The sequence below is a fragment of the Pseudomonas sp. MWU15-20650 genome, from assembly GCF_023242475.1.
In the GTDB taxonomy this organism is placed as follows: domain Bacteria; phylum Pseudomonadota; class Gammaproteobacteria; order Pseudomonadales; family Pseudomonadaceae; genus Aquipseudomonas.
In genome coordinates this window covers 148,037-168,251 of sequence record NZ_JALJFG010000007.1, presented here as the reverse complement: position 1 = coordinate 168,251, position 20,215 = coordinate 148,037, and the positions used below count along the sequence as shown (strand labels likewise).

At 57.9% G+C, this 20,215-nt stretch carries 17 protein-coding genes, 1 tRNA gene and 1 pseudogene; 12 read left to right on the top strand and 7 right to left on the bottom strand.

All coding sequences use genetic code 11. The annotated features are described in order from the left end of the window. Positions 1–79: 79 nt before the first annotated feature. Positions 80–1,009 (bottom strand): AraC family transcriptional regulator, encoded by a 930-nt coding sequence (locus M5B43_RS09350; protein WP_248749826.1) that lies wholly within the window; start codon positions 1,007–1,009, stop codon positions 80–82. Between the two features lie 101 nt (positions 1,010–1,110). Between M5B43_RS09350 and M5B43_RS09345 the strand changes: the two genes are divergently transcribed. The 5 genes from M5B43_RS09345 to M5B43_RS09325 are packed head-to-tail and all read left to right on the top strand — an operon-like array spanning position 1,111 to position 5,525. Further along, positions 1,111–1,671 carry a carboxymuconolactone decarboxylase family protein gene (locus tag M5B43_RS09345; RefSeq protein ID WP_248749825.1) on the top strand — a complete coding sequence of 187 codons (561 nt, stop codon included), beginning with the start codon at positions 1,111–1,113 and terminating at the stop codon, positions 1,669–1,671. 39 nt (positions 1,672–1,710) lie between these two features. After that, complete coding sequence (locus tag M5B43_RS09340) at positions 1,711–2,772, top strand: acyl-CoA dehydrogenase family protein (RefSeq protein ID WP_248749824.1); 1,062 nt, start codon at positions 1,711–1,713, stop codon at positions 2,770–2,772. Next, the gene (locus M5B43_RS09335) at positions 2,769–3,572 is read left to right on the top strand and encodes an ABC transporter ATP-binding protein (protein ID WP_248749823.1); all 804 of its coding nucleotides are present in this window, start codon (positions 2,769–2,771) and stop codon (positions 3,570–3,572) included. Before M5B43_RS09340 ends, M5B43_RS09335 begins: the two co-directional genes overlap by 4 nt. Beyond that, on the top strand, positions 3,559–4,758 hold the full coding sequence (locus M5B43_RS09330; protein WP_248749822.1) for an ABC transporter substrate-binding protein: 1,200 nt from the start codon (positions 3,559–3,561) through the stop codon (positions 4,756–4,758). Before M5B43_RS09335 ends, M5B43_RS09330 begins: the two co-directional genes overlap by 14 nt. Continuing rightward, on the top strand, positions 4,755–5,525 hold the full coding sequence (locus M5B43_RS09325; protein ID WP_248749821.1) for an ABC transporter permease: 771 nt from the start codon (positions 4,755–4,757) through the stop codon (positions 5,523–5,525). The genes M5B43_RS09330 and M5B43_RS09325 overlap by 4 nt, the downstream gene beginning before the upstream one ends. 49 nt (positions 5,526–5,574) lie before the next feature. On the opposite strand, the gene M5B43_RS09320 is transcribed toward M5B43_RS09325, so the two are convergent. From M5B43_RS09320 to M5B43_RS09310, 3 genes are all read right to left on the bottom strand, one after another. After that, the gene (locus M5B43_RS09320) at positions 5,575–9,081 is read right to left on the bottom strand and encodes a membrane-targeted effector domain-containing toxin (RefSeq protein ID WP_248749820.1); all 3,507 of its coding nucleotides are present in this window, start codon (positions 9,079–9,081) and stop codon (positions 5,575–5,577) included. Positions 9,082–9,516: 435 nt separating this feature from the next. Then, positions 9,517–13,089, bottom strand: a complete 3,573-nt coding sequence (locus tag M5B43_RS09315) for a membrane-targeted effector domain-containing toxin (RefSeq protein WP_248749819.1) — start codon at positions 13,087–13,089, stop codon at positions 9,517–9,519. Between the two features lie 275 nt (positions 13,090–13,364). Next, entirely contained in the window at positions 13,365–13,502 is a 138-nt protein-coding gene (locus tag M5B43_RS09310; protein WP_248749818.1) for a hypothetical protein, read from the bottom strand. A gap of 172 nt (positions 13,503–13,674) precedes the next feature. Between M5B43_RS09310 and M5B43_RS09305 the strand changes: the two genes are divergently transcribed. Further along, entirely contained in the window at positions 13,675–13,869 is a 195-nt protein-coding gene (locus M5B43_RS09305) for a hypothetical protein (RefSeq protein ID WP_248749817.1), read from the top strand. Positions 13,870–13,890: 21 nt separating this feature from the next. Here the strand turns inward: M5B43_RS09305 and M5B43_RS09300 are convergent, their stop codons facing one another. Then, entirely contained in the window at positions 13,891–14,271 is a 381-nt protein-coding gene (locus M5B43_RS09300; protein ID WP_248749816.1) for a fe2+ zn2+ uptake regulation protein, read from the bottom strand. 238 nt (positions 14,272–14,509) lie between these two features. Here M5B43_RS09300 and M5B43_RS09295 point away from each other — a divergent pair, with 238 nt between their 5' ends. The 6 genes and pseudogenes from M5B43_RS09295 to M5B43_RS09275 all read left to right on the top strand — a co-directional run bounded on the left by M5B43_RS09295 (position 14,510) and on the right by M5B43_RS09275 (position 18,990). After that, positions 14,510–16,789 (top strand): acylase, encoded by a 2,280-nt coding sequence (locus M5B43_RS09295; protein WP_248749815.1) that lies wholly within the window; start codon positions 14,510–14,512, stop codon positions 16,787–16,789. 214 nt (positions 16,790–17,003) lie between these two features. Beyond that, a tRNA-Cys gene (locus tag M5B43_RS09290) sits at positions 17,004–17,077 on the top strand. 403 nt (positions 17,078–17,480) lie between these two features. Then, positions 17,481–17,605, top strand: a pseudogene (locus M5B43_RS27340) (alpha/beta hydrolase); the annotation flags it as partial. A gap of 17 nt (positions 17,606–17,622) precedes the next feature. Further along, the gene (locus M5B43_RS09285; RefSeq protein ID WP_248749814.1) at positions 17,623–17,772 is read left to right on the top strand and encodes a hypothetical protein; all 150 of its coding nucleotides are present in this window, start codon (positions 17,623–17,625) and stop codon (positions 17,770–17,772) included. Between the two features lie 160 nt (positions 17,773–17,932). Further along, on the top strand, positions 17,933–18,412 hold the full coding sequence (locus tag M5B43_RS09280; RefSeq protein WP_248749813.1) for a DUF3757 domain-containing protein: 480 nt from the start codon (positions 17,933–17,935) through the stop codon (positions 18,410–18,412). An 86-nt stretch (positions 18,413–18,498) separates the two neighbouring features. Next, on the top strand, positions 18,499–18,990 hold the full coding sequence (locus tag M5B43_RS09275) for a GNAT family N-acetyltransferase (protein WP_248749812.1): 492 nt from the start codon (positions 18,499–18,501) through the stop codon (positions 18,988–18,990). A gap of 97 nt (positions 18,991–19,087) precedes the next feature. Here M5B43_RS09275 and M5B43_RS09270 read toward each other — a convergent pair whose 3' ends face one another. Both M5B43_RS09270 and M5B43_RS09265 read right to left on the bottom strand, forming a co-directional pair. After that, entirely contained in the window at positions 19,088–19,288 is a 201-nt protein-coding gene (locus M5B43_RS09270) for a hypothetical protein (protein ID WP_248749811.1), read from the bottom strand. 364 nt (positions 19,289–19,652) lie between these two features. Further along, positions 19,653–20,186, bottom strand: coding sequence for a GNAT family N-acetyltransferase (locus M5B43_RS09265; RefSeq protein WP_248749810.1), 534 nt, complete (start codon positions 20,184–20,186; stop codon positions 19,653–19,655). Positions 20,187–20,215 lie beyond the last annotated feature (29 nt).

Here is a 20,215-nt window from a genome sequence, read left to right as displayed (position 1 = left end):
CTCACCAGGCTGTCGACTTGGTTCAGGTACGGTGGTATCGCAAGAAACGTTCCATTTTTTCAATGGATGTCGGGCAAAACTACGGGTGACCTGCTCTCGACTTCTGATATTGGCCTTTACGGTAAGCGCCTGGCTGTTGCCCGGATATTTTACGAAACGCGCGGGTAAAGGCCGCCACCGATTGATAGCCCACCGCCAGCGACACGGCCGCTACGGTCTGGTCTTGCTTGAACAGTTGGCAGGCATGGCGCATGCGCACCAGCATCAATACTTGCCCAGGGGATTGCCCGCACAGTTCAGTGAAACGCTTGAAAAACGCCGAACGTGACAGCCCGGTGCAGGCCGCCATGCTTTCCAGGCTCCAGGGCTCAGCCGGGCGTGCGATCAGTTGTTCCAGCAGGTTGGCAAATGCAGGTTGGCGCCCCAGCGCTGCCAGGCCCCCGAGGTCGCTGTTATCAATCACTTGCTGGCGCAGTACGTACAGAAACAGCAAGTGGCACAGGCGCTCGAGCAAGGCCGAAGAGGGCGCAGGAATGCGTTCGCACTCTCGCAGGATCAGTTCGAACAGGTGGCGTGCGGCCGTCAACGAGGGGTCGCCGGCCCGCAGGATAATCCATGCGGGCAGGGTGTCGACGATCATCGCCGACAAGCCGGACTGGAAGTGAAAGAACCCACAGACCAACCCCACGCCGTTGGTGGCGCTGCTGTCCAGAGGTTGCATCGGGCGGCGTGGGCATTCCTGAGCGGCGGCAGCGGAGGCTTCCCCAGACAGCCGGAATTCAAAGTCGCGCAGCAGAAACACCGCGTCGCCATTGTTCAAGGCTTGGGGCGTCGGTTCACCGTCGATATGCAGCCAGCAGTGGCCTTGCACGATCAGGTGAAAACTCGCCTGTGCCAAGCCATGGGTGCTCGCGTGCCAATCGCCGCAATAGCGGCCGACGTGAAATAGACTGGTGTTGAGTTCGAGGCTATCTAATAACCAATCGACAAGTGCGCTGGACGAATTCATCTAATGAAAAGACTCAAGAGCAAGTAATCGCTACTTTAGCCTATTGAGACGATTTTTTATAACCAACAGACTGGGACACGAACCCAACAGGAGACCACTCCATGTCCCGTGTACCGTTGCTCACCCCTGAAACCGCCCCGGAGGCGGCCAAACCGTTTCTGGAAAACGCATTGAAGGGCTCGGGCTTCATCCCCAACCTGCTGGCGGTGCTGGCGAATGCCCCCGCTGCGTTGGAAACCTACATCACCGTTTCCGGCTTGAACGCCAAGGCGGACCTGAGCCTGGCCGACCGCGAAGTGGTGCAGCTGATTGCCGCGACCTCCCACGGTTGCGATTTCTGCGTCGCCGGCCATACCGCCGTGGCACGCAATAAGGCCAAGCTGCCTGAGCCCGTGATCGAGGCCTTGCGTCAGCGTGGCGAACTGCCTAACGCGCGCTATGAGACACTCGCCGCCTTTACCCGTGAAGTCATCGCTACCCGTGGCGATGTCAGCGACGCAGGCTTTGAGGCGTTCCGCGCCGCCGGCTACACCGACGGTCATGCACTGGAAGTTATCTTGGGCGTGAGCCTGGCAACCTTGTGCAACTTCGCTAATGTGTTTGCCCGTACCCCGCTGAACCCGGAGTTGGCGCAATACCGTTGGGAAAAACCGGCAAGCTGAATCGGCGCAGGTCCACCTGATGTAAAAGGAGAAACATGAATGCTTGACCCAATCTTGAGCCGTTGGCTCGATGTTCAAGCGCAAGCCCTGGATGTGGGCAGTTGCGATCCGCAGGAAGTGCTGCCACGGCTGGCAGACGCCAATATTCTTAAAATCGGCGTGCCCACCTCTCAGGGAGGCTTGGGCGGCGATGTGGCGGGTGCGGTGGAAGCCATCGCCAATGTCGCCAGCCACTCGCTGGCGGCAGCGTTTGTGTGCTGGGGCCAGCGCTCGTTTATCGAATACTTGCTGCAGAGCCCCAACGAGCGGCTACGCGAGCAACTGATGCCCGATTTGCTCAGCGGCAAGCTGGCCGGGGCGACGGGCCTGTCGAATGCGATGAAGTATCTGTCGGGCATCGAGGCATTGCAGATCAGCGCCGAGCCCACTGAACAGGGCTGGACGCTGAACGGTCGCCTGCATTGGGTGACCAACCTGCGCAAAAACGGTTTTGTTGCCGCCGCCGCCATTGAACACGCGGCAGGTGGCGCGCCGTTTATTCTGGCGATACCGGATTCGGTGGCAGGTTTGCAGCGCTCGCGCGACCTGGAGTTGCTCGGGCTGCAGTCGAGCAACACCGCGGCACTGGGCCTGGAAGGCGTGGAACTGAGCCGCGACTGGTTGCTGCATGAGGATGCGCGCAAGTTCCTGCCGGCGGTACGCCCGGCGTTTCTCGGTTTGCAGTGCGGTATGTCGATTGGCTTGGCCCGACGCTCCCTGGCGGAGGTGGCCAACCACTTGGGTGCCAGCCGCACCGTGCTGCGTGAAGAGCTGGAAGCCTTGCGTGCGACCTTGGGCCACTTGGTTGGCGAGCTTAAGAGCGGCTTGCTGGCAGGGCGTTTTGCCGCTGAGCCGGTACCGTTGTTCAAGCTGCGTATCGCCCTGGCGGAGACCGCCGCCAGCGCGGTACAGCTTGAACTGCAAGCCAGCGGTGGCAAGGCTTACCTGACGGCCCACGGCAGCGGCTTCGCCCGGCGCTGGCGCGAGTCGGCGTTTGTGCCGATCGTCACGCCCAGCCTGGTGCAACTGCGTACCGAACTGGCGCGCCAGGCCACCTTATGAGTCAGACGGTATTAAATGCCCAGGGGATCACCCTGGGGTATGCCAGCGGCCCGGTGCTGCAAGGGTTTGACTTGCAGTTGCAGCCGGGTGAAGTGGTATCGATCCTGGGCCCCAGCGGCGTGGGCAAGTCCAGCCTGTTGCGAGTCCTGGCTGGGTTGCAGGTGCCTCAGGCCGGTTGCGTGCAGGTGTTGGGCGAGCCGTTGAACGGCCCGCATCCACGGGTCGCGGTGGCGTTCCAGGACCCCAGCCTGTTGCCTTGGCTGAACCTGGAAAAGAACGTTGCCTTTGGCCTGGATTTCGCCCGCCAACCGCACCTGACCACCGCGCAACTCCGCCAGCGCGTCGATCACGCCATTGCGGCTGTCGGCCTGGAGCATGCCCGTCAACAGTTTCCGGCGCAGTTGTCCGGTGGCATGGCCCAGCGCACCGCGCTGGCCCGTTGCCTGGCGCGGCAACCGCAGGTCTTGCTGCTGGATGAGCCTTTCGGTGCGCTGGACGAAGTGACCCGCACCGATATGCAGCACTTGCTGCTCAAGGTCAATCGCGAACAAGGCTCGGCGGCGGTGTTGATCACCCACGACATTGACGAAGCGCTGTTGCTGTCCGACCGCATCCTGCTACTGGGTAACCGCCCGGCGCGGACCTTGGGCGAATGGCATATCGACCTGCCGCAACCCCGGGAGGAACAGGTCGAGGCGATCGGCGCGCTGCGTATCGAGATTCTGAAAACCTTACGGCAGGCGAGCCGACCTCAACCCAACCCCCTTGAACCACTGGAGCTTAACCATGTGTCTGGATGACCTGACCCACTCGCGGCGTGACTTTCTCAAACTCTCGGCGGTGCTCAGTGCCGCCGGCGCCTTACCGCTGTTGAGCAGCCTGCAGGCGCGTGCCGCCAATGAGCCTGACGCGCCGGTACGCATCGGTTACTTGCCGATCACCGATGCCACGCCGTTGCTGGTTGCCCACAACAATGGCCTGTTCGAAGCCGAAGGCATCAAGGCCGAACGCCCGGTGCTGTTGCGCAGTTGGGCCCAGGTGATCGAAGCGTTTATCTCCGGCCAGGTCAATGTGATTCACCTGTTGTCGCCGATGACGGTGTGGGCGCGCTATGGCAGCAAAGTGCCGGCCAAGGTCGTGGCCTGGAACCACGTGGGCGGCTCGGGCCTGACCGTTTCCCCAGGTATTACCGACGTGAAGCAATTGGGCGGCAAGTCGGTGGCCATTCCGTTCTGGTACTCGATCCATAACGTGGTGGTGCAGCAACTGTTCCGCGACAACGGCCTCACGCCGGTAACGCGCGCGACCGGCAGCTCGATTGCCGCCCATGAAGTCAACCTGATCGTGCTGCCGCCCTCGGACATGCCGCCGGCATTGGCCAGCAAGCGCATCGACGGCTACATCGTCGCCGAGCCGTTCAATGCCCTGGCGGAGAACCTCAAGGTCGGCCGCGTGCAGCGTTTTACTGGCGATGTGTGGCGCAACCACGCGTGCTGCGTGGTGTTCATGCACGAGCATGACCTGACCCACCGCCCGGAGTGGTCGCAGAAGGTAGTGAACGCCATCGTCAAGGCCCAGGTATGGACCCGAGACAACCGCGAAGAGGCGGTCAAGCTGCTGTCCAAGGACGGCCCGAACCGCTATACGCCGCATGCCGAGCCGGTGCTGAGCAAAGTCCTGGCCCCGGCGGCCAGCGACCGGGCCACCTATTTGGCCGACGGCGCGATCCAGCACGCCCATTGGGACGAGCATCGTATCGACTTCCAACCGTACCCGTTCCCCAGCTACACAGAAGAACTGGTGCGGCGCTTGAAGGACACCTTGATCGAAGGCGACAAAAAATTCCTCGCTGACCTGGACCCCGCCTTCGTGGCCAAAGACCTCGTCGATGACCGTTTCGTGCGTCAGGCGATCGAGTCGGTGGGCGGCATGAAGACCTTCGGCCTACCGGACGGTTATGAGCGGCACGAGGAGATTGGCGTTTGAACAACGGCACATCCGTCGCATGGCCGGGCTGGTTGCTCGGTATCAGCGGCTTGGCTGGTTTGTTGGTGTTGTGGTGGCTGGGGGTGAAAGTGTTTGGCGAGGCCGACGGTTTGTCGGCGCGTTTTTCCCTGGAGGCCACCTCCAGCAGCGTGTGGGAATTACTTGGGCGCAGTGAGTTGTACCTGCACATCGCTGTCAGCCTGAAGCGCATTGTTGTCGGGCTGTTTCTCGCACTGTTGGTCGGTGTGCCACTGGGGCTGCTGGTGGGCAGTTCGCGCAACCTGGAGGCGGCGACGACACCGGCCTTCCAGTTTCTGCGGATGATCTCGCCACTGTCCTGGATGCCCATCGTGGTGATGCTGATGGGGGTAGGGGACCAACCCATTTACTTCCTGCTGGCCTTTGCCGCCGTGTGGCCGATCATGCTCAACACCGCTGCCGGCGTGCGTCAGCTCGACCCACGCTGGTTGCAATTGAGCCAGAGCTTGAGCGCCACGCGCTGGGAGACGTTGCGTCGGATCATCATTCCTGGTGTGGTCGGGCATGTGCTGACCGGTGTGCGGTTGGCGATTGGCATCCTGTGGATCGTGCTGGTGCCGTGCGAGATGCTCGGAGTCAGCGCGGGACTGGGGTACTACATCCTCGATACCCGTGATCGACTGGCGTATTCGGAGTTGATGGCGATGGTGGTGGTGATCGGGTTGCTGGGGTTTGCGTTGGATGCGCTGGCGCGTTGGTTGCACCAGCGGTGGGTGCATGGGGGATGAGCGGAGGCCCGGGTGGCGCCATGCCACTCGGGTTTTGGCTGGGCTGGGATTAAACGCGAATGAACAGGTCCCCCGGTAACTCGTCTTTAGGGGGCGGCACGTCCGTTTCGCGAGGTTTAGGTTTGTATCCACCGGGCGTAAAGGGCGGTTGGTTGTCAAACACTCCGATACTGATAGTGCCGGTCATATCGGCGAGCCCCGGGACACCTTCGGTCCTGTTCATGTGGGAGTGACCGACCAACGCAACCCACTTGTCCTCACCCGCAGTGGCCTGGATCACTTCCGAGGCGTAATAGTTGAACTCTTCAAGGCGCCGCCGGGAGCCAAACCCTGTCTGGGTGGGGCCAATGCTCACGTCTTTGTGGCGCGTCAAATACTTGTGATCCAGTGGCAGCAGTTCAATGCCGTTTTCCTTGAGTTTGGCCCTGAGTTCCTCGAACGTGGGATTGCGACGTATACCGTGGCGTCCAAGGTTGCTGATACCGTCATCTACAATGCCATCTGCGGAGTCGATGACACCTTCGAAATACACCTTTTTCACGCCCTGTTGTTTGAATGTCTCGACGTTATCGAACAGCATTTTGAAGCTGGCCATCTGTTTATGGGACTCGCCGAACACAATGCCATCGGAGACCTTCAATGCCTCGGTGATCACGTCGGACGCGGAGGCGAATTTGGGGATCTCGGGGATCACCACGCGCGCCGGTGCTGCTCCCTTTTCAATCGCGGCGTAGGTCTTGAACATTTCGTTAATAAACTTATTGAATGTTTCATACTTGCCATTGCCGTCAACGAAGTGACCCTCTTCCAGCTTCCACAGTGTGTCTTCGACGTAGTTGCCGGTGGGCAGCGCCTTGCGATCAACCTTCTTCTCCTCGATTTTTGGTTTGACGCGTCCCTTTTGACTGATGGGGTTGAATCGATGATTGACCGGTTGGTTAAGCTCGGGCGTTGGAGGCATGTAGCTGTGCCAGCGGTCAAAATCCTCCAGCGGCGGGCCGTAAGGCTGCAAGGTGCGTTCATCCAGAGCGTACCATTGGCCTTTATGCTGTATCGCTGAGCATTCCAGGCTTTTATCACCGTGTTTGAAGGTGCCGACAGCGGCGTCATCAAATCCACGGCCAGCGGCAATTATGTCGCTCCCCTTGGTGACGCCGCGAATACGCTGCACGCCATCACGCGCGGCGCCAGCGCCTGCCAGCGCCAGTTTGCCCGCACCCGTGGCGATATCGCCCACACCGCCCAGAGGGTTAAACGCCGTTAATGCATCTGCACCGATTATTCGCGTGGCACGGCCCAATTTGGAGAGGGTACTGCGGGCTTTGTTGGCACCCTTGGCCAATTTTGCCGCGGTGCCCAGGCCTGCGGTGATGAGCCCAAAAATATCGAATGCCAGATCGACCGCCGCATCCGTGTAATCACCGTTACGCCAGTTGTTGATGGCCGTCCTCAGAGGAATCAGGTCCAGAATGAACTCCCCGACAGCATTCAAGGTGTCTCGAGTTTTTTCCGAGGACGTCCTGCCCGCTGCTTGTCGCCGGACAGCGTCACTGTCCAGCCCCTGCATGTTGACTACCATCTGGGCAATGTCGCGGATACGTGGGTTTGCAAACGTGTTGAATGCGGGGCTGTCTTGGGATTTTTCGACCCCCAGGAAACGCAGGTCTTTGCTGATAGGGACCTTTTCGATCTTGGTGACTTCATTAGACTGGTGTTCATCCGGCGCGATTCGTGTCTGGGTCACCTTTTTGATGGTCAAGGTCGCCGTGTCGAATTCGTAGACGTGCTTTTCGCCCTTGAGTTGTGCTTGCATGATCAGCGTCGCGCTGGTGTGGAACAGCGTGTTTGGATAAAACGGAACAGCGGAAGTCTTGTAGGAGTTCTCTTTATAGAAACTGAGCTGTGCGTTATTTAAAATTTCTCGATCGGCGGTAGGCAACTGAGTGATGGCATTCATCCACGTGTAATGGTGGATTTTTTTGCAGTGAGCGGTCACCTCGGCAAACTGTTTGTCAAACTCCTTTTTAACATTGAAGTGGGGCCCGCGTGTGAAACTGGCGACGGCGGCCAGGTTGACATTAGGGGGACGACCTTTCACTTCCCAGTCTCTAACATCGATTGTGCGCCCCATCATGGTGAGTTCACGGAGCGACAAGGGATCACTGAAGCGTTGGCCCCGAAGTCCCATTTTGTGATAATTCATGCGAAAGATTTTTGCATCCAGCGGGAAATCGTCTCCCAAGTGTTTTTTGATCAACTCCTGCGCCATGTTCTCCCGATTCGGTAAGGGTTTGTCGAGTAACCCGGACGCTTCTTTCATGGCTTCATGTTGAGCGTTGAAGGATTTGCGGGCGTACTCGATACTTTCTGGTGTGTAATGGGCGTCGTCGAGGCGGTAAATCACATCATTGGCCACACACCAGTCAATCAGCGCATTTTTCTTTGCCGTTTCACTGGCTTCGTATTGCGACGGATCGGCGCACATCACTTGGGCAAAGTTCATGTTCATCGTTTTGCCGGGTGTGTGGGCTTCGATACCGGCTACCGCAATGCATAGATTGGCCCACGCCTGGCTGTTGCAGCGTACTGACGGCGGGATGTCTTTGATCAAAAACTGTGGGGCCACCCGCATCAGCAACAACCGCGCTGCCAGCGGGGCGGTGGCCGGGGATGTTCGGCCAGTGCTGCTCAGGTGCTTGGCAAACGCCTCGACGACGGACGCAGGCGAGGAGTCTCTGTGGATTTCGGTGCCCAAATCAAAACCGGCCACTTTATTGCGGTTGGGTTTTTGATCGAGTGCTTCAGGATCGAGGCCCAGATGGATGGCGGCCAGCACATGGTCATTGGCGCTGCTGTCTGTGGCGATTGCGCCGATACTGGCTTGAATCGCTTCGCCCAGCGCTGCCGCCTGCGGCGAATCGAGCAGTTTCTCCAGTGCGGCGGCAGGGTCCTGCAACAGCTGTGGGGACAGCGTGACGGCATTGGCGAGGTAATCCAAGGCGCCGGCACGAGGGTTGGCCAGTGGCAAGCCTGGCAGCTTCGCGCTATTACTGGCCACGACGTTGTACACCCTACGCTGGTGCTCGTTGCTCAACGGCAGCGACCAGCCCAGCGCACCACTCATGTTGCCCAAAGGGTGCTCCTGAGCATGCTCGGCCAGGGTCTGGGCAAGCTCTTGCAACTGCGCGTAGCTCTGGGGCAGGTAAGGGCTGGTCGCCCTGATGAGTGATTCAAGGCTGGCTGTGCGCGGGTTGGCGTTGGCGCTACCCGGGGCAAGCGTCAGATGATTGGTGCTCAAATAAGCGGCCACGGCCTCTGGCGTTGCGTCTTCCGGCAGTTTATCCAGCGCCGCATCAAGCGCCTTGGCCAGGTTTTGCAGCTCACGCCGCGCACTTGATTTTTTTCTCAGCGCCTCACGACCATCCGGCAGTGCCTGCTCAGGCGTGGGTACGGTCTCGCCCGCATGAACGTCGACATCGGGTTGCGTTTCGGGAAGTCCGTTAGCCAGCAGCGAGGATTGCAGCACGAGCGCAGGGGCAGCAGGTTGAATATTCACAGTCATTCACCTTTCAGGCATGGAAATGTAAACGCTCCAAAAGGCCAAACAGCTGTAGCCTGGGCGCACTGGTTCGTGTGCGTTCCAGGTGTAACGGTTCCGGAAGGGCTCCCTGCGGTATGTAAGTAATTACGTCAGTAAGACGTCAGATAGGTCGCCTTCTCAACGGTCGATTGACGAAGTGCTGTTGCTGTCCGACCGCATCCTGCTACTGGGTAACCGCCCGGCGCCACGCCGTTGCTGGTTGCCCACAACAATGGCCTGTTCGAAGCCGAAGGCATCAAGGCCGAACGCCCGGTGCTCGGAGTGGAGGGCGATGGTGGTGATCGGGTTGCTGGGGTTTGCGCTGGAGCGGTGGTTGCCTCAGCGCTGGGTGCAGGGTGGCTGATGGTTTCGATTGTTGCCTGCGTGCGCAGGCAACAATTCAACGCGCTGTCAGGCCTCAGGCGAAAAGATTTGCAAATCTCCCGCCAGATCGTTATCACCGTTCAGGATGCCCATCGGCCCCGGTTTAATATCCGTGGAGTTCGTGCCGTAGCCCACGCGGATGCCGGCTCGTTCGTAAACACCGATGCCGATCCCACCCGTCGCCTCAGCCAGGCCGGTGACGCCTTGAGTGGTGTTGATGTGCTGTCGTCCCACCAATGCGATCACTTTGCCCTTGTGCTTGTTTTGTTCAATGGTGCGTGTGGCGTAGTAGTTGAACTCTTTGAGTCGCTGCACGTTTCGGGCGGCTTCGCTTTGGCTTGTGTATGCGTCACGGTCAAGCCAGTGGCGTGTCAGATAAGGGTGATCCAATGGCACGACCTCTATTCCGGCCGCTTCGAATTTAGCCATCAGCGTTTGCAGATTGAGTTTATCGTCGGCGGGCCTGTAGCCGGGGCCTGTACGGCCCATGCCTTCGTCCTTGATACTTCCATTGTTTCTATAGATGACACCTTCAATGCCGACCACCTTTACATTTTTGCGCTTGAACTGTTCGATGCTGGCGTCAATTTCACGGAACATGGCCAGATGCTGGTGGCTCTCCCCAAATATCACCACATCCGCACTGTCCAAGGCTTTTTCGATCAGGTCGTGCACGCTCTCGTAGGGTTTCGTTTCCGGAATCGTGGGGCGGCTCGGTGGGTTTAACGGATCCAGTTTTTCATAATAGTCATTCATTTCCGTGTCGAACCGATCTAGAGTCGCGTGCTTTCGGCTTTGTGTGAAATGGCCTTCGTTGGGAAGGCCTTTAATGTGGTTTACGTATTCGCCTTTGATGGGGACCAGATGCTCGGTTTTGATTACGGTCGGTGGTGTCGTTGACGTGCGTCCATTGATGTTCGGCGTTTTTTGGTAGGGGTGATGTCGGCGGTTTTGCCGAGTGCTCACTTGCAACCGATGGGAAACGTCAGCCTGGGGCGAGGGCGGCATCAGCGTATGCGTCGGCTGGAAATCTTGAGGCACACCGCAAGCGTCCTGCTTATGCGCATCGTACGCATACCAACGCCCATCCTGCATGACCGCACTGCCTTCGACAGTGTTTTCGCCGACTTTAAACGTGCCGGTTGCGGCTGACTCAAAACGCTTGCTCGCTTCGACCAGGTCACTGCCTGTGGCCATGCCGCGCAGGCGCTTAATACCATCGCCAGCGGCGCTTGCACCTTCTACCAGAATTTTCCCTGCGCCTACCGTCAAGTCACCCAGGCCACCCAGCGGGTTGAATGCGCTGAAGGCGGTCGCCCCGACAATTCGGCTGCCATGGGCGACTTTTGCGAGTGTATTGCCGGTCCTGCCGGCGACTTTTGCCAGCTTGCCGACCATACCCACGCCCGCAGTGAGAATCCCGAATACATCAAACGCCAAGTCGATGAAACCGTCCTTAATGTCGCCGCGGCTAAAACTGTTGATGGCGGATACGAAGGGAACAAGGTTCAGTAAAAACTCGCCTATCGAGTTGATGGTGTCGCGGAGCTGTTCACTGTCCGTTCTGCCTTCGGCCTGGCGTCTGACGGCGTCACTGTCAATCCCCAGCCCCTTGACGACCGTGGCTGCCACGTTTTGAATTCGCTGGTTCTCGAAGTGGTTCTGGTTGCTGCCACGATGTGACGGTACCTCGTCCTTCAACGACCTAAGGGCTCTGTCGGGGAGAAACTCCTCGACCCTGACGACTTCGTTCGAGACAGCTACGGGCTTGTGGTTGGCGGGGTGAATTCCGGTACTGACAACGTTACCTTTCTCGGTGTCAAACAAATAAGTTCGCATTTTTCCATTGAGTTCGGCTTGTACCTGAATCGTGGTGTCCGAGTGGAAAAGTTTTTCAAAGCCAATGAGAGGGACCGTGTAAGAGTTCTCTTTGAAGAACCTGAGTTTGCCGTGGTTGAGTAGGTTTCGGTCTTCCAGAGGCAAGTGCGTAATAGCATTCATCACCAGATTTTTCTTGATGTCTTTGTAGAGGCTGGTGACCTCGGTGAATTTCTTGTTGAAGTTGTCGACAACGTTGAATTTAGTTTTATTCTTGGTGAACGCGACAAAGGCGTCAAAGGTTTCCTTGTTGATTGTTTCGCCACCATCCACCAGCTGCCAACTGTCATTGAGTGGCTCGCCCTGCATGGTGAGCTCCCGCATCGAACAAAGGGGGCCGAAACGAAGACCGGGAGACTCAGGCCCGTAGTTGATGCGCAGGCACTTTCTTTCAAAGTCGACGTCCGTGCCGAATTCCTTTGTCAGCGAGGCCGATGCCATTGCCTTGCGATTGGGCATCGGTGTTTCAAGCTGTTCGGACATTGCTTTCAAAACATCCAGTTGCCGGTTGAACACCCCCCGGGCGTACTCGATGGGTTCGGGGGCGTAAGCCCCACTCGGGTCGACATTGACAATTTGATTGGAAACCGCCCAGTCCATCAGCACCGCTTTCTGTACGGCGTCGTTGGGCGGTGGCGTGTCTTCGGCAGCCAGCATGACTTCACCGAAACTCATCGAGGCAGCCTTGCCAGGCGTTTGCGCTTCGATGCGGGCCACTGCCACGCACAAATTCGCCCACGCTATGCTGCTGACGGTGATGGCGGGAGGAATGTCTTTGACCAGGTATTGGGGGGCGACCCGTCCCAGCAGCAGGCGTGCGCCCAATGCAGCTGTCTCCCTGGACGTCTTGCCGCTGGCAATCAGGTGTTCCGCCAGCGCGCTGACAATGTCTGTGGGCGGCTTGTTCCAGAATTTATCAGCAGCCATATCGAAGCCTGCAACACGGTTTTGTTCGGGGTGGTCGATGGATTCGTGATCAAGCCCCAAATGGATTGCCGCCAATACGTAATCGTTGACGCTGCTGTCGGTGGCGATGCCATTGATCTTGTTTTGGATCGCTTCGCCCAGGGCCTGGGATCGGGGCGAGTCGAGCAGTTTTTCCAACGCTTTCGCGGGGTCTTGCAGGTCGGTTCGCGACAGCGATACGGCGTCGGCCAGATAGTCCAATGCGCTCCAACGGGGATTTTGCAGCGGCAAGCCTTCCAGGCCGGCACTGTTGCAAGCGACGACGTTGAACAGCTCGCGTTGGTATTCCTTGCCCAGGGGCAGTGCCCATGACAAGGCACCCGCGAAATTGCCCAGAGGGTGAGTGATCGATTGATCAGTAAGCATCTGGGCCTGTTCCCTCACATCGGCAACGGAAAACGGCATCGACCTATTTGTACCCTTGATGAATGTTTCCAGGCTGACAGTCTGTCGCGTCAGGTTTTGCTCGCGGCGAAATGTCGACTCCGGGTCGATGGGCATCAGGGTTTCTTTCAGCGCTTTGGCCACATCTTCCGGCTCGGCGCCCTCGGGGAGTTTGTCCATGGCGGCATTCAGCGTCTGCGCCAGGGTTTTTAGATCATTGCGGTTCCCAAGGGCGGTTTTCAGGGCCTGGCGACCGTCTGGCACAGAGGCGGCTGGCGCGTGTTCCTGCGGCTGAGGCTGCGAAACGTTGTTCGAGCTGAGGGTTTGAAGGGCGGGATCAAAGGTCTGAGAGATGCTGTGGGAAACGGTCATTGTTCACCTAACGGATTTCTACACGGGAGCGCGGCAAAGGCAGCACGAAGTTGCTTTAAACGCACTGATGTGTGTACGAATCAGCGACAGTCGTTCCCGGCTAACGGCCCGCAAAGCGTAAGTAAAAAAACAATGTCTGTTTCTGCTGTCGCCAGGGCGGCGGTATCAATGGGTTTGGGCGTGTTGGGGGGCAAGGAGGTTGCACCCGCGATGGGGCAGGGGGGAGAGCGTCAAGCGTCTCGCTCTCCGATGTGGACAGCGAGACAACCGAGTGATCAGCGGTGTTCGTAGCCTCGGCCACCATCGTAGCGGTGGTCATGCCAGCCGCCACCACCACCATGTGGGAAAAAGAAGCAGCCGCTCATGCTCAGCATGATCAGCAAGGGAATCAGCAGTGTGACTCGACGGAGCATTTCAAAATCCTCTAAGGTGCCAACAAGGTCAATCAGGCGTGGGACAAGCCAAATTATTTCATCGCCTGTAACATGAGACCCCGCCGACCCCGATCCATCCCCGTTACCGGGTATGTGCTTGGCATGTCCGGCGATACACAGTGGATACATTCTTCAGGTTCAGGAACTTGTCATGACCCAAAAGCAACGCTTGAAATACTCGATTCTGATTGCCCTGGTAGTTCTGGGGTCGATGTTTGGCCTGTCCTATCTGCAGAACACTGGGGTTATCAGCGAAAAAACGTTCCAGTACCTGGCCATTGCAATCGCCGTGGTAGTCGTGGTGATCAACGGCATCATGCGTCGCAAGGTCAAGCCCAACTTCTGAGTCGGGATACAAAGACGTGATTCACCCGCGCCCCTCGAGCACTTTGGCAGCCTCTTCATTGAGGCTGTAGCTTTTGTCGGCATTGAGGGTGAGCACGCCCTCGCTGCACAAGCGCTTGAGCACCTCACGCACACTGAGAAATGACAACGGGATGCCCAGTTCCAGCAACTGGCTGTGCACGCCCCGTACCCCCAGGGCGCGTTGGCTGTCGGCGGCCGTGAGGAGGGCATCGATGACCTTCAGCCGAATCAGGCTGGTGCGCAAACCGAAACACTTGAGCAAATGGCGAATACGCTGGTTGCCGTGTGGGGCGGGCGCGTTGCCGAACGCTTTGATGTTATTGCCGAAATTGGCCTCTACGGTCGGTGAATGCCCATCCGTGGGAACTTGCGGGTTGTACATGCAAAAACTCCTTTTCAGAGCCTGATCAGGAAAATGATGGCGCTCTTAGTGGGTAAGACGAACGAGCGAGGCAAATCATGAAACGGTCGATGTAGAAAATTTGTCGGTATCGCGTTTGTCACATGTCAACGGAGCGTTAATTTCCCTCCGTCCTGGCTAAATTACGCCAGGTGGCGTGCGTCCTTACGGTGGGGTAACTGCCCTGGGTGAGGCTGTTCAATTTGACTGTGGAGTCGGCGTGATTATTTCCAATGGGTTGTCCAGGTTAGGTGTGGCGGCGCTGTTACTGGGGCTGAGCCTGGCCGCATCGGCACGGGAGCAGGTGACGCAGGCGTCGGCGCAGATCCGGCGTACCAGTTATGGTGTGCCTCATATTCGCGCCCAGGATGAACGTGGCCTGGGTTTTGGCATCGGCTACGCCTATGCCCAGGACAATCTGTGCCTGCTGGCCAATGAAGTGGTCACCGTTAATGGCGAGCGCGCCAAGTTCTTTGGCCCCGAACACTCGACCCTGGAGGCGCGCAACAACCTCACCAGCGACGTGTTTTTCACCTGGCTGAATACGCCAGAGGCCGTGGCCGCGTTTTGGCAGGCGCAGAGCCTGGAACTGAGGCAGCGTATCGAAGGTTATGTGGCAGGCTACAACCGTTATCTGCAAGAGCAGGGCGCGCCCGGGCAATGCCAGGCAGCGTGGGTGCGACCGTTGGGCGTTGAAGACCTCGTGAAGCTGACCCGCAGGCTGTTGGTGGAAGGCGGCGCAGGCCAATTCGCCGAAGCCTTGGTGGGGGCGACACCGCCTCAAGCGACGGCCACTGCACAAACCAGCCGCCAGGCCTTTGAATTGGCCGCCAGCCACCAGCAGCGCTTCACCCTCGACCGAGGCAGTAATGCGGTTGCCGTGGGCCGTGATCGCTCGTTCAACGGGCGCGGCATGCTGCTGGCCAACCCGCACTTTCCCTGGGTGGGCGGCATGCGCTTTTACGAAATGCACCTGACCATCCCCGGTCAGCTGGATGTCATGGGCGCTGCGCTACCGGGTTTGCCGGTGGTGAATATCGGCTTCAACCAGCATGTGGCATGGACGCATACGGTGGATACGTCCAAGCATTTCACGCTGTATCGCCTGAGCCTTGATCCCAAGGACTCCAGGCGTTACCTGTTGGATGGCCAGTCCATTCCCCTGGATAAAACGACGGTGAAGGTACAGGTCAAGCAAGCCGATGGCAGCCTCAAGGATGTGACCCATACGGTCTACAGTTCGCAATTCGGCCCGGTCGTGCAATGGCCGGGCAAGCTGGACTGGGACAGCCATTACGCGTTCAGCCTGCGCGACGCCAACCTGGGCAATGACCGGGTGCTGCAACAGTGGTACGCGATGAATCGCGCCGGCAGCCTCAAAGAACTGCAAACCTCAGTGAATACCCTGCAAGGCATCCCATGGGTCAACACCCTGGCCACGGATGATCAGGGCCAAAGCCTCTACATGAACCTGTCGGTGATACCCAACGTCAGCGCCGCCAAGCTCGCGCAGTGCAGCGACCCACGGGCCGGGCTGCAAATGATCATGCTCGACGGTACGCGCAGCGCCTGCGCCTGGGACGTCGACCCACGTGCCGCCCAGGCCGGCATCTTCCCAGGTAACCAATTGCCGCAACTGCTGCGCACCGACTATGTGCAGCACTCCAATGACTCCGCCTGGATGGTCAACCCCAAGGCACCGCTGACCGGCTTCTCGCCGGTTATCAGCCAGGACTCTATCGGCCTTGGCCCCCGCGCACGCTTCGCCCTCCAGCGTCTGCAATCCCTGGAGCAACAACCCATCAGCGTTGCCGACCTGCAAAACATGGTCATGGACAACGACGTGTATTTGGCCGGCCAAGTCATGCCCGACCTGCTGGCGTTCTGTGCCAAGCCCCTGGGCGCTGACACCGTTACGCTACAACCGCTCTGCTCCAGCCTGAAAAACTGGGACCAGCGCGCCAACCTCGACAGTGGCCTGGGCCTGGTGCACTTCATCAACCTGGTACAACGGTTGCAGCACATTCCCGATGCCTGGCGCGTCGCCTTCGACCCGGCCCATCCGCTGACCACCCCCAGTGGCCTGGCCATCGACCGGGCGCCCGTCGCCAAGGCCCTGCGCGAAGCCATGCTGGCCTCCACCGCCGAGGTCAGCAAACTCGGTGCGACCCGCTGGGGCGAGATCCAAGTCTCGGGTCAAACCCCGATTCACGGCGGCCCGCAAGAACTCGGCATCTACAACGCCATGCAAACCGTACCGCGCGCTGACGGTAAACGCGAAGTGGTCAGCGGCACCAGCTACCTGCAAATCGTCACCTTCGACGACAAAGGCCCTCAAGCACTAGGCGTGCTGGCGTTCTCCGAGTCCAGCAACCCCGAGTCAAAAAACTCGAAGGACCAGACCCAGGCCTTCTCCGAAAAAACACTGCGGCCACTGCCGTTCACCGAAGCCCAGATCAAGGCTGACCCGCGGTACCAACTGCACGAGCTCAAGGAGTAGGGCAGACACGCAACCCCTTGATGCCAAGGCAGAATATTTTTTGAAATCAAGGGGTTGCAGGCATAAGCAAATGAGTACATAATGGCGCCCATCGAACGCAATGAAGCATTAAAAACTTCAATGTATTCAATGAGTTAGAGTAGAGGCAGGCATTACATAGCCCACTCAAGTTTGTATGCGGTGAATGTCAGTAGTCAGGGCGTTGATCGTTTGAGGCCGAGTAGCAAAATGGTTATGCAGCGGATTGCAAATCCGCCTACGCCGGTTCGATTCCGACCTCGGCCTCCACTCTTAGAAACCCCGTAGATTAACGTCTACGGGGTTTTTTATTGGCTGTGATTCTAGAACCATTCCGCAACTTTTAGGGCGTGTTCCGCAACCCAGGGCGAGTCTTGGCCAGGCAAATCAAAGGCAAAGAAAAGCCCGCGATGGGGGGGCGGGCTTAAAGGGATGTTCACTAGGAGCTGGAGTGACCTTAGGCGCTCGACTGTGAAAGGAATGTGAAGCTATCTGCTCGATCCCAGCGAAAAATACGTGGGCAACGATGCTAAAGTCCCTGGGCTGACCTACAGTGCAACATCGCGCCTGTATGGCATCAAGAGGTTATCCTCTGGAACAGGCGACGAAGCGTTCCGCTCGGTTTGGCGCCGCCTCTTCGCATCTAGCAGCCGGTGTAGCAGGAGGCGTTCCTTTGTCCACTTCCAAGCTGACTTCGCGGGTCTTCGGCACGCCCCGTCATACAACGCACTATGTCGAGAGCCATTGATGATGTTCCTGCACGGCTGGCCGGAGCTCGGCCTGATCTGGCGAATGCAATGGTGACGCGCAGGGTCATGGATGGACGAGTGCTGGGCGTCGAATATGCCCTGACACCGCTCGGTAAATCGTTGCAAGGGCCTTTCTCGGCCCTGTTCGACTGGACAGTCGAGCATATGGAGGCCATTCAAGACTGCCGACGTTGCTATGACGCTGGCGAAAACTAACGCGCAGGATCAGGCGTTGAGTTCCCCACGACACAGCCTTGCTGGGTTGGTGCTTTGAAGCGCATAAGAAAAAACCACCTGAAGTTCAGACGCGTCCTAAATACAGCGGGTCAGATGCCTGATAAAAAAGCGCGCTTGAGAGCTAATAGGATTTCAGTTCGTGCGTTTTTTTTCCATGGCCGGTGGCGTACTCCTTTTGCAGCTGGTCACCCTCGTGAGTGCAGCGGCTTCTAGTCGGTACTTTGATATTCCAGAATGGCCGGGCGATGAAGAGTCGTGCCCGAGCCCTGGAGACATAAAAAACAATCTTGGGATCTTCAGCTCGCCAGCCAAGTCGTCGGGTGTCGTCTGGACGGGAGTGTTGCTCGATGGCGGGAAAGATGACGTCGTTGCTTTTAAGAAAGGGATTTTTTTGCTGGGTGAAGAAGGCTCCAAAACACAAGGTTTCCTAAGTAGTTGTGTGTACCTCACCGCTGAGGGGCGATACCTGAACATGCGGCTCGACCTTGGGAAAAAGTATGCTGAGATGATGTGGATTACCCACTCATCGCGGTGGAAAAAATCGCCAAGTGTCCGCGAAGCCAGGGTTTTGGAATGCACGGAAACCGGTAAGTATGCATGTGGCTTTTTCCTGAATTAGAAGAGTGACCACCGGGTAATGACGGGGGCACTGTGATGCTTTTTCTCTATACTGGTTATCCCAGGAGGGTCCTTGGAGCACACAATATGCCCCTCACACCTGATCAAACCGCCCCGGTCATTTGGGTCGTAGCTCAACCAAGTGACGTGGACCATCTTGTCGCCATCCGCATTGAGGCGATGCGCGAAAGCCTGGAGCGTGTTGGGCGATTTGATCCAGTGCGCGCGCGCGAGCGGTTCCTGAGCGGTTTTGAAGCTCAGAACACACACTACATCGAGGTGTCTGGAGAGAGGGTGGGTTTTGTAGTGGTCAAGCATCACCACAATGAACTCCTGCTCGACCACTTGTATGTGACGCCGAGCGCGCAAGGATCGGGGATAGGCTCAGCCGTTCTCATGCAAATTTTCAAAGAGGCGGATGCCGCTGCGCTCCCTGTTAAAGTTGGCGCTCTCAAAGAAAGCGCTTCGAATCGCTTTTACACCCGCCATGGCTTCCAATTTGTCGAAAGCAGTGAATTCGACAATTATTATGTTCGTCAGAGCGTTCCGCCGGCTGCCCGTCTTGCTGGCGGGAGGTGATGCACCGCAGGAGAGAGAGCGTTGCTTGAGAACCCGTAGATTAGCGTCTACGGGTTTTTTATCGGCCTGGAGAAAGTACCGAAATTGCAAAACGCATTCATCTTGGCGGACCGCGCCTGGCCGCATAGCTCGGTAACGGCTTGCCCAGCCAACTCAAGCAGAACTCATCCACTTCCACACAGGTTTTGCCAGGCGATTGCTGGCATCGAATGAGTTCTGAGCAGACGCCGTTTTGATCAATCCTGACGAAGCTGCGCAGTTCAGGGTGAATTGAGAAAAGTAGCTTGAGCCACAGCATGATGATCACCTTATGGGTCGCTATTTAGGTATAGCTTGTCTTCAGGCTGAGGCCATTAGATTCTGGGGCTTTGGGTGGAGATTTCGCCTGGGGGGGCGGCCATGTCTGGAGCGGCTGGGCCCCGCACCGCTGGGGTTGGGGCGTGTCGCATTCGGGGCGTATACAGTGATTGCCGATGTCACGTTGATCCCCTTAACCCGTGTTACGTTAAGTGAATACTATCGATATGTTGTTTCAGTGTTGGGAGGTTTTAGTTAAACGCTGAATGAATAAAAATAATTGAGAGCGTTTCCTAATCTTAGGTGTAGTTAAGTACCTTGGATCTCAAGGAAGTGTGAAAAAGTGGTGAAGGTTTCGGATTGCGTTAGCACGCTATAGTCTGCTGCAGTTCGAGCCCCATGACGACCATCCCGATTTCAGCCAAGTCGGTATTGAAAGGGATTTCACCGATCCGTTGAAAACCAAACGCTTCATAAAAGCGCTGTGCATCGGCGTTGTTCTTGAGTACGTCCAGCCACAGCAAATGCTCGCCACGCGCTGTCGCTTCATCACGAATGAACTGCAAAAGCTGCCTGCCGTACCCACGCCCGGAGGCGGATTTGAGCAAGTAGATTTTTTGCAGCTCGGCACCGACCACTCCCGTTAAAGGCGCGGGTGTCGACCAGTTTACCTTGGCGAACCCAATGACTTGGCCACTTCCCTCGGCAGCGAGCAGCCACAAATGCCTGGTGGGTAATTCAAGTGATTGGCTGAGTGCGCTGGGCGAAAAGTCCTGGTCGAGGAAGTCCTGCATGGCGGCAGGAGACCAGAGCATCGAAAAGTGCTGCCGGTACGTCTCACAGCCGACTTCGTGCAGTGCCTTGAGGTCGCTGTGAGTGGCTTTACGTAGATTGATCATGGTCGTCCTTGGTGTGTGGGATTTAAATC

Coding starts and splice junctions, on each gene's coding strand:
- M5B43_RS09350 (WP_248749826.1), bottom strand. CDS start 1,009: ATGAATTCGTCCAGCGCACTTGTCGATTGGTTATTAGATAGCCTCGAA.
- M5B43_RS09345 (WP_248749825.1), top strand. CDS start 1,111: ATGTCCCGTGTACCGTTGCTCACCCCTGAAACCGCCCCGGAGGCGGCC.
- M5B43_RS09340 (WP_248749824.1), top strand. CDS start 1,711: ATGCTTGACCCAATCTTGAGCCGTTGGCTCGATGTTCAAGCGCAAGCC.
- M5B43_RS09335 (WP_248749823.1), top strand. CDS start 2,769: ATGAGTCAGACGGTATTAAATGCCCAGGGGATCACCCTGGGGTATGCC.
- M5B43_RS09330 (WP_248749822.1), top strand. CDS start 3,559: ATGTGTCTGGATGACCTGACCCACTCGCGGCGTGACTTTCTCAAACTC.
- M5B43_RS09315 (WP_248749819.1), bottom strand. CDS start 13,089: ATGACCGTTTCCCACAGCATCTCTCAGACCTTTGATCCCGCCCTTCAA.
- M5B43_RS09310 (WP_248749818.1), bottom strand. CDS start 13,502: ATGCTCCGTCGAGTCACACTGCTGATTCCCTTGCTGATCATGCTGAGC.
- M5B43_RS09305 (WP_248749817.1), top strand. CDS start 13,675: ATGACCCAAAAGCAACGCTTGAAATACTCGATTCTGATTGCCCTGGTA.
- M5B43_RS09300 (WP_248749816.1), bottom strand. CDS start 14,271: ATGTACAACCCGCAAGTTCCCACGGATGGGCATTCACCGACCGTAGAG.
- M5B43_RS09285 (WP_248749814.1), top strand. CDS start 17,623: ATGGATGGACGAGTGCTGGGCGTCGAATATGCCCTGACACCGCTCGGT.
- M5B43_RS09275 (WP_248749812.1), top strand. CDS start 18,499: ATGCCCCTCACACCTGATCAAACCGCCCCGGTCATTTGGGTCGTAGCT.
- M5B43_RS09270 (WP_248749811.1), bottom strand. CDS start 19,288: ATGCTGTGGCTCAAGCTACTTTTCTCAATTCACCCTGAACTGCGCAGC.
- M5B43_RS09265 (WP_248749810.1), bottom strand. CDS start 20,186: ATGATCAATCTACGTAAAGCCACTCACAGCGACCTCAAGGCACTGCAC.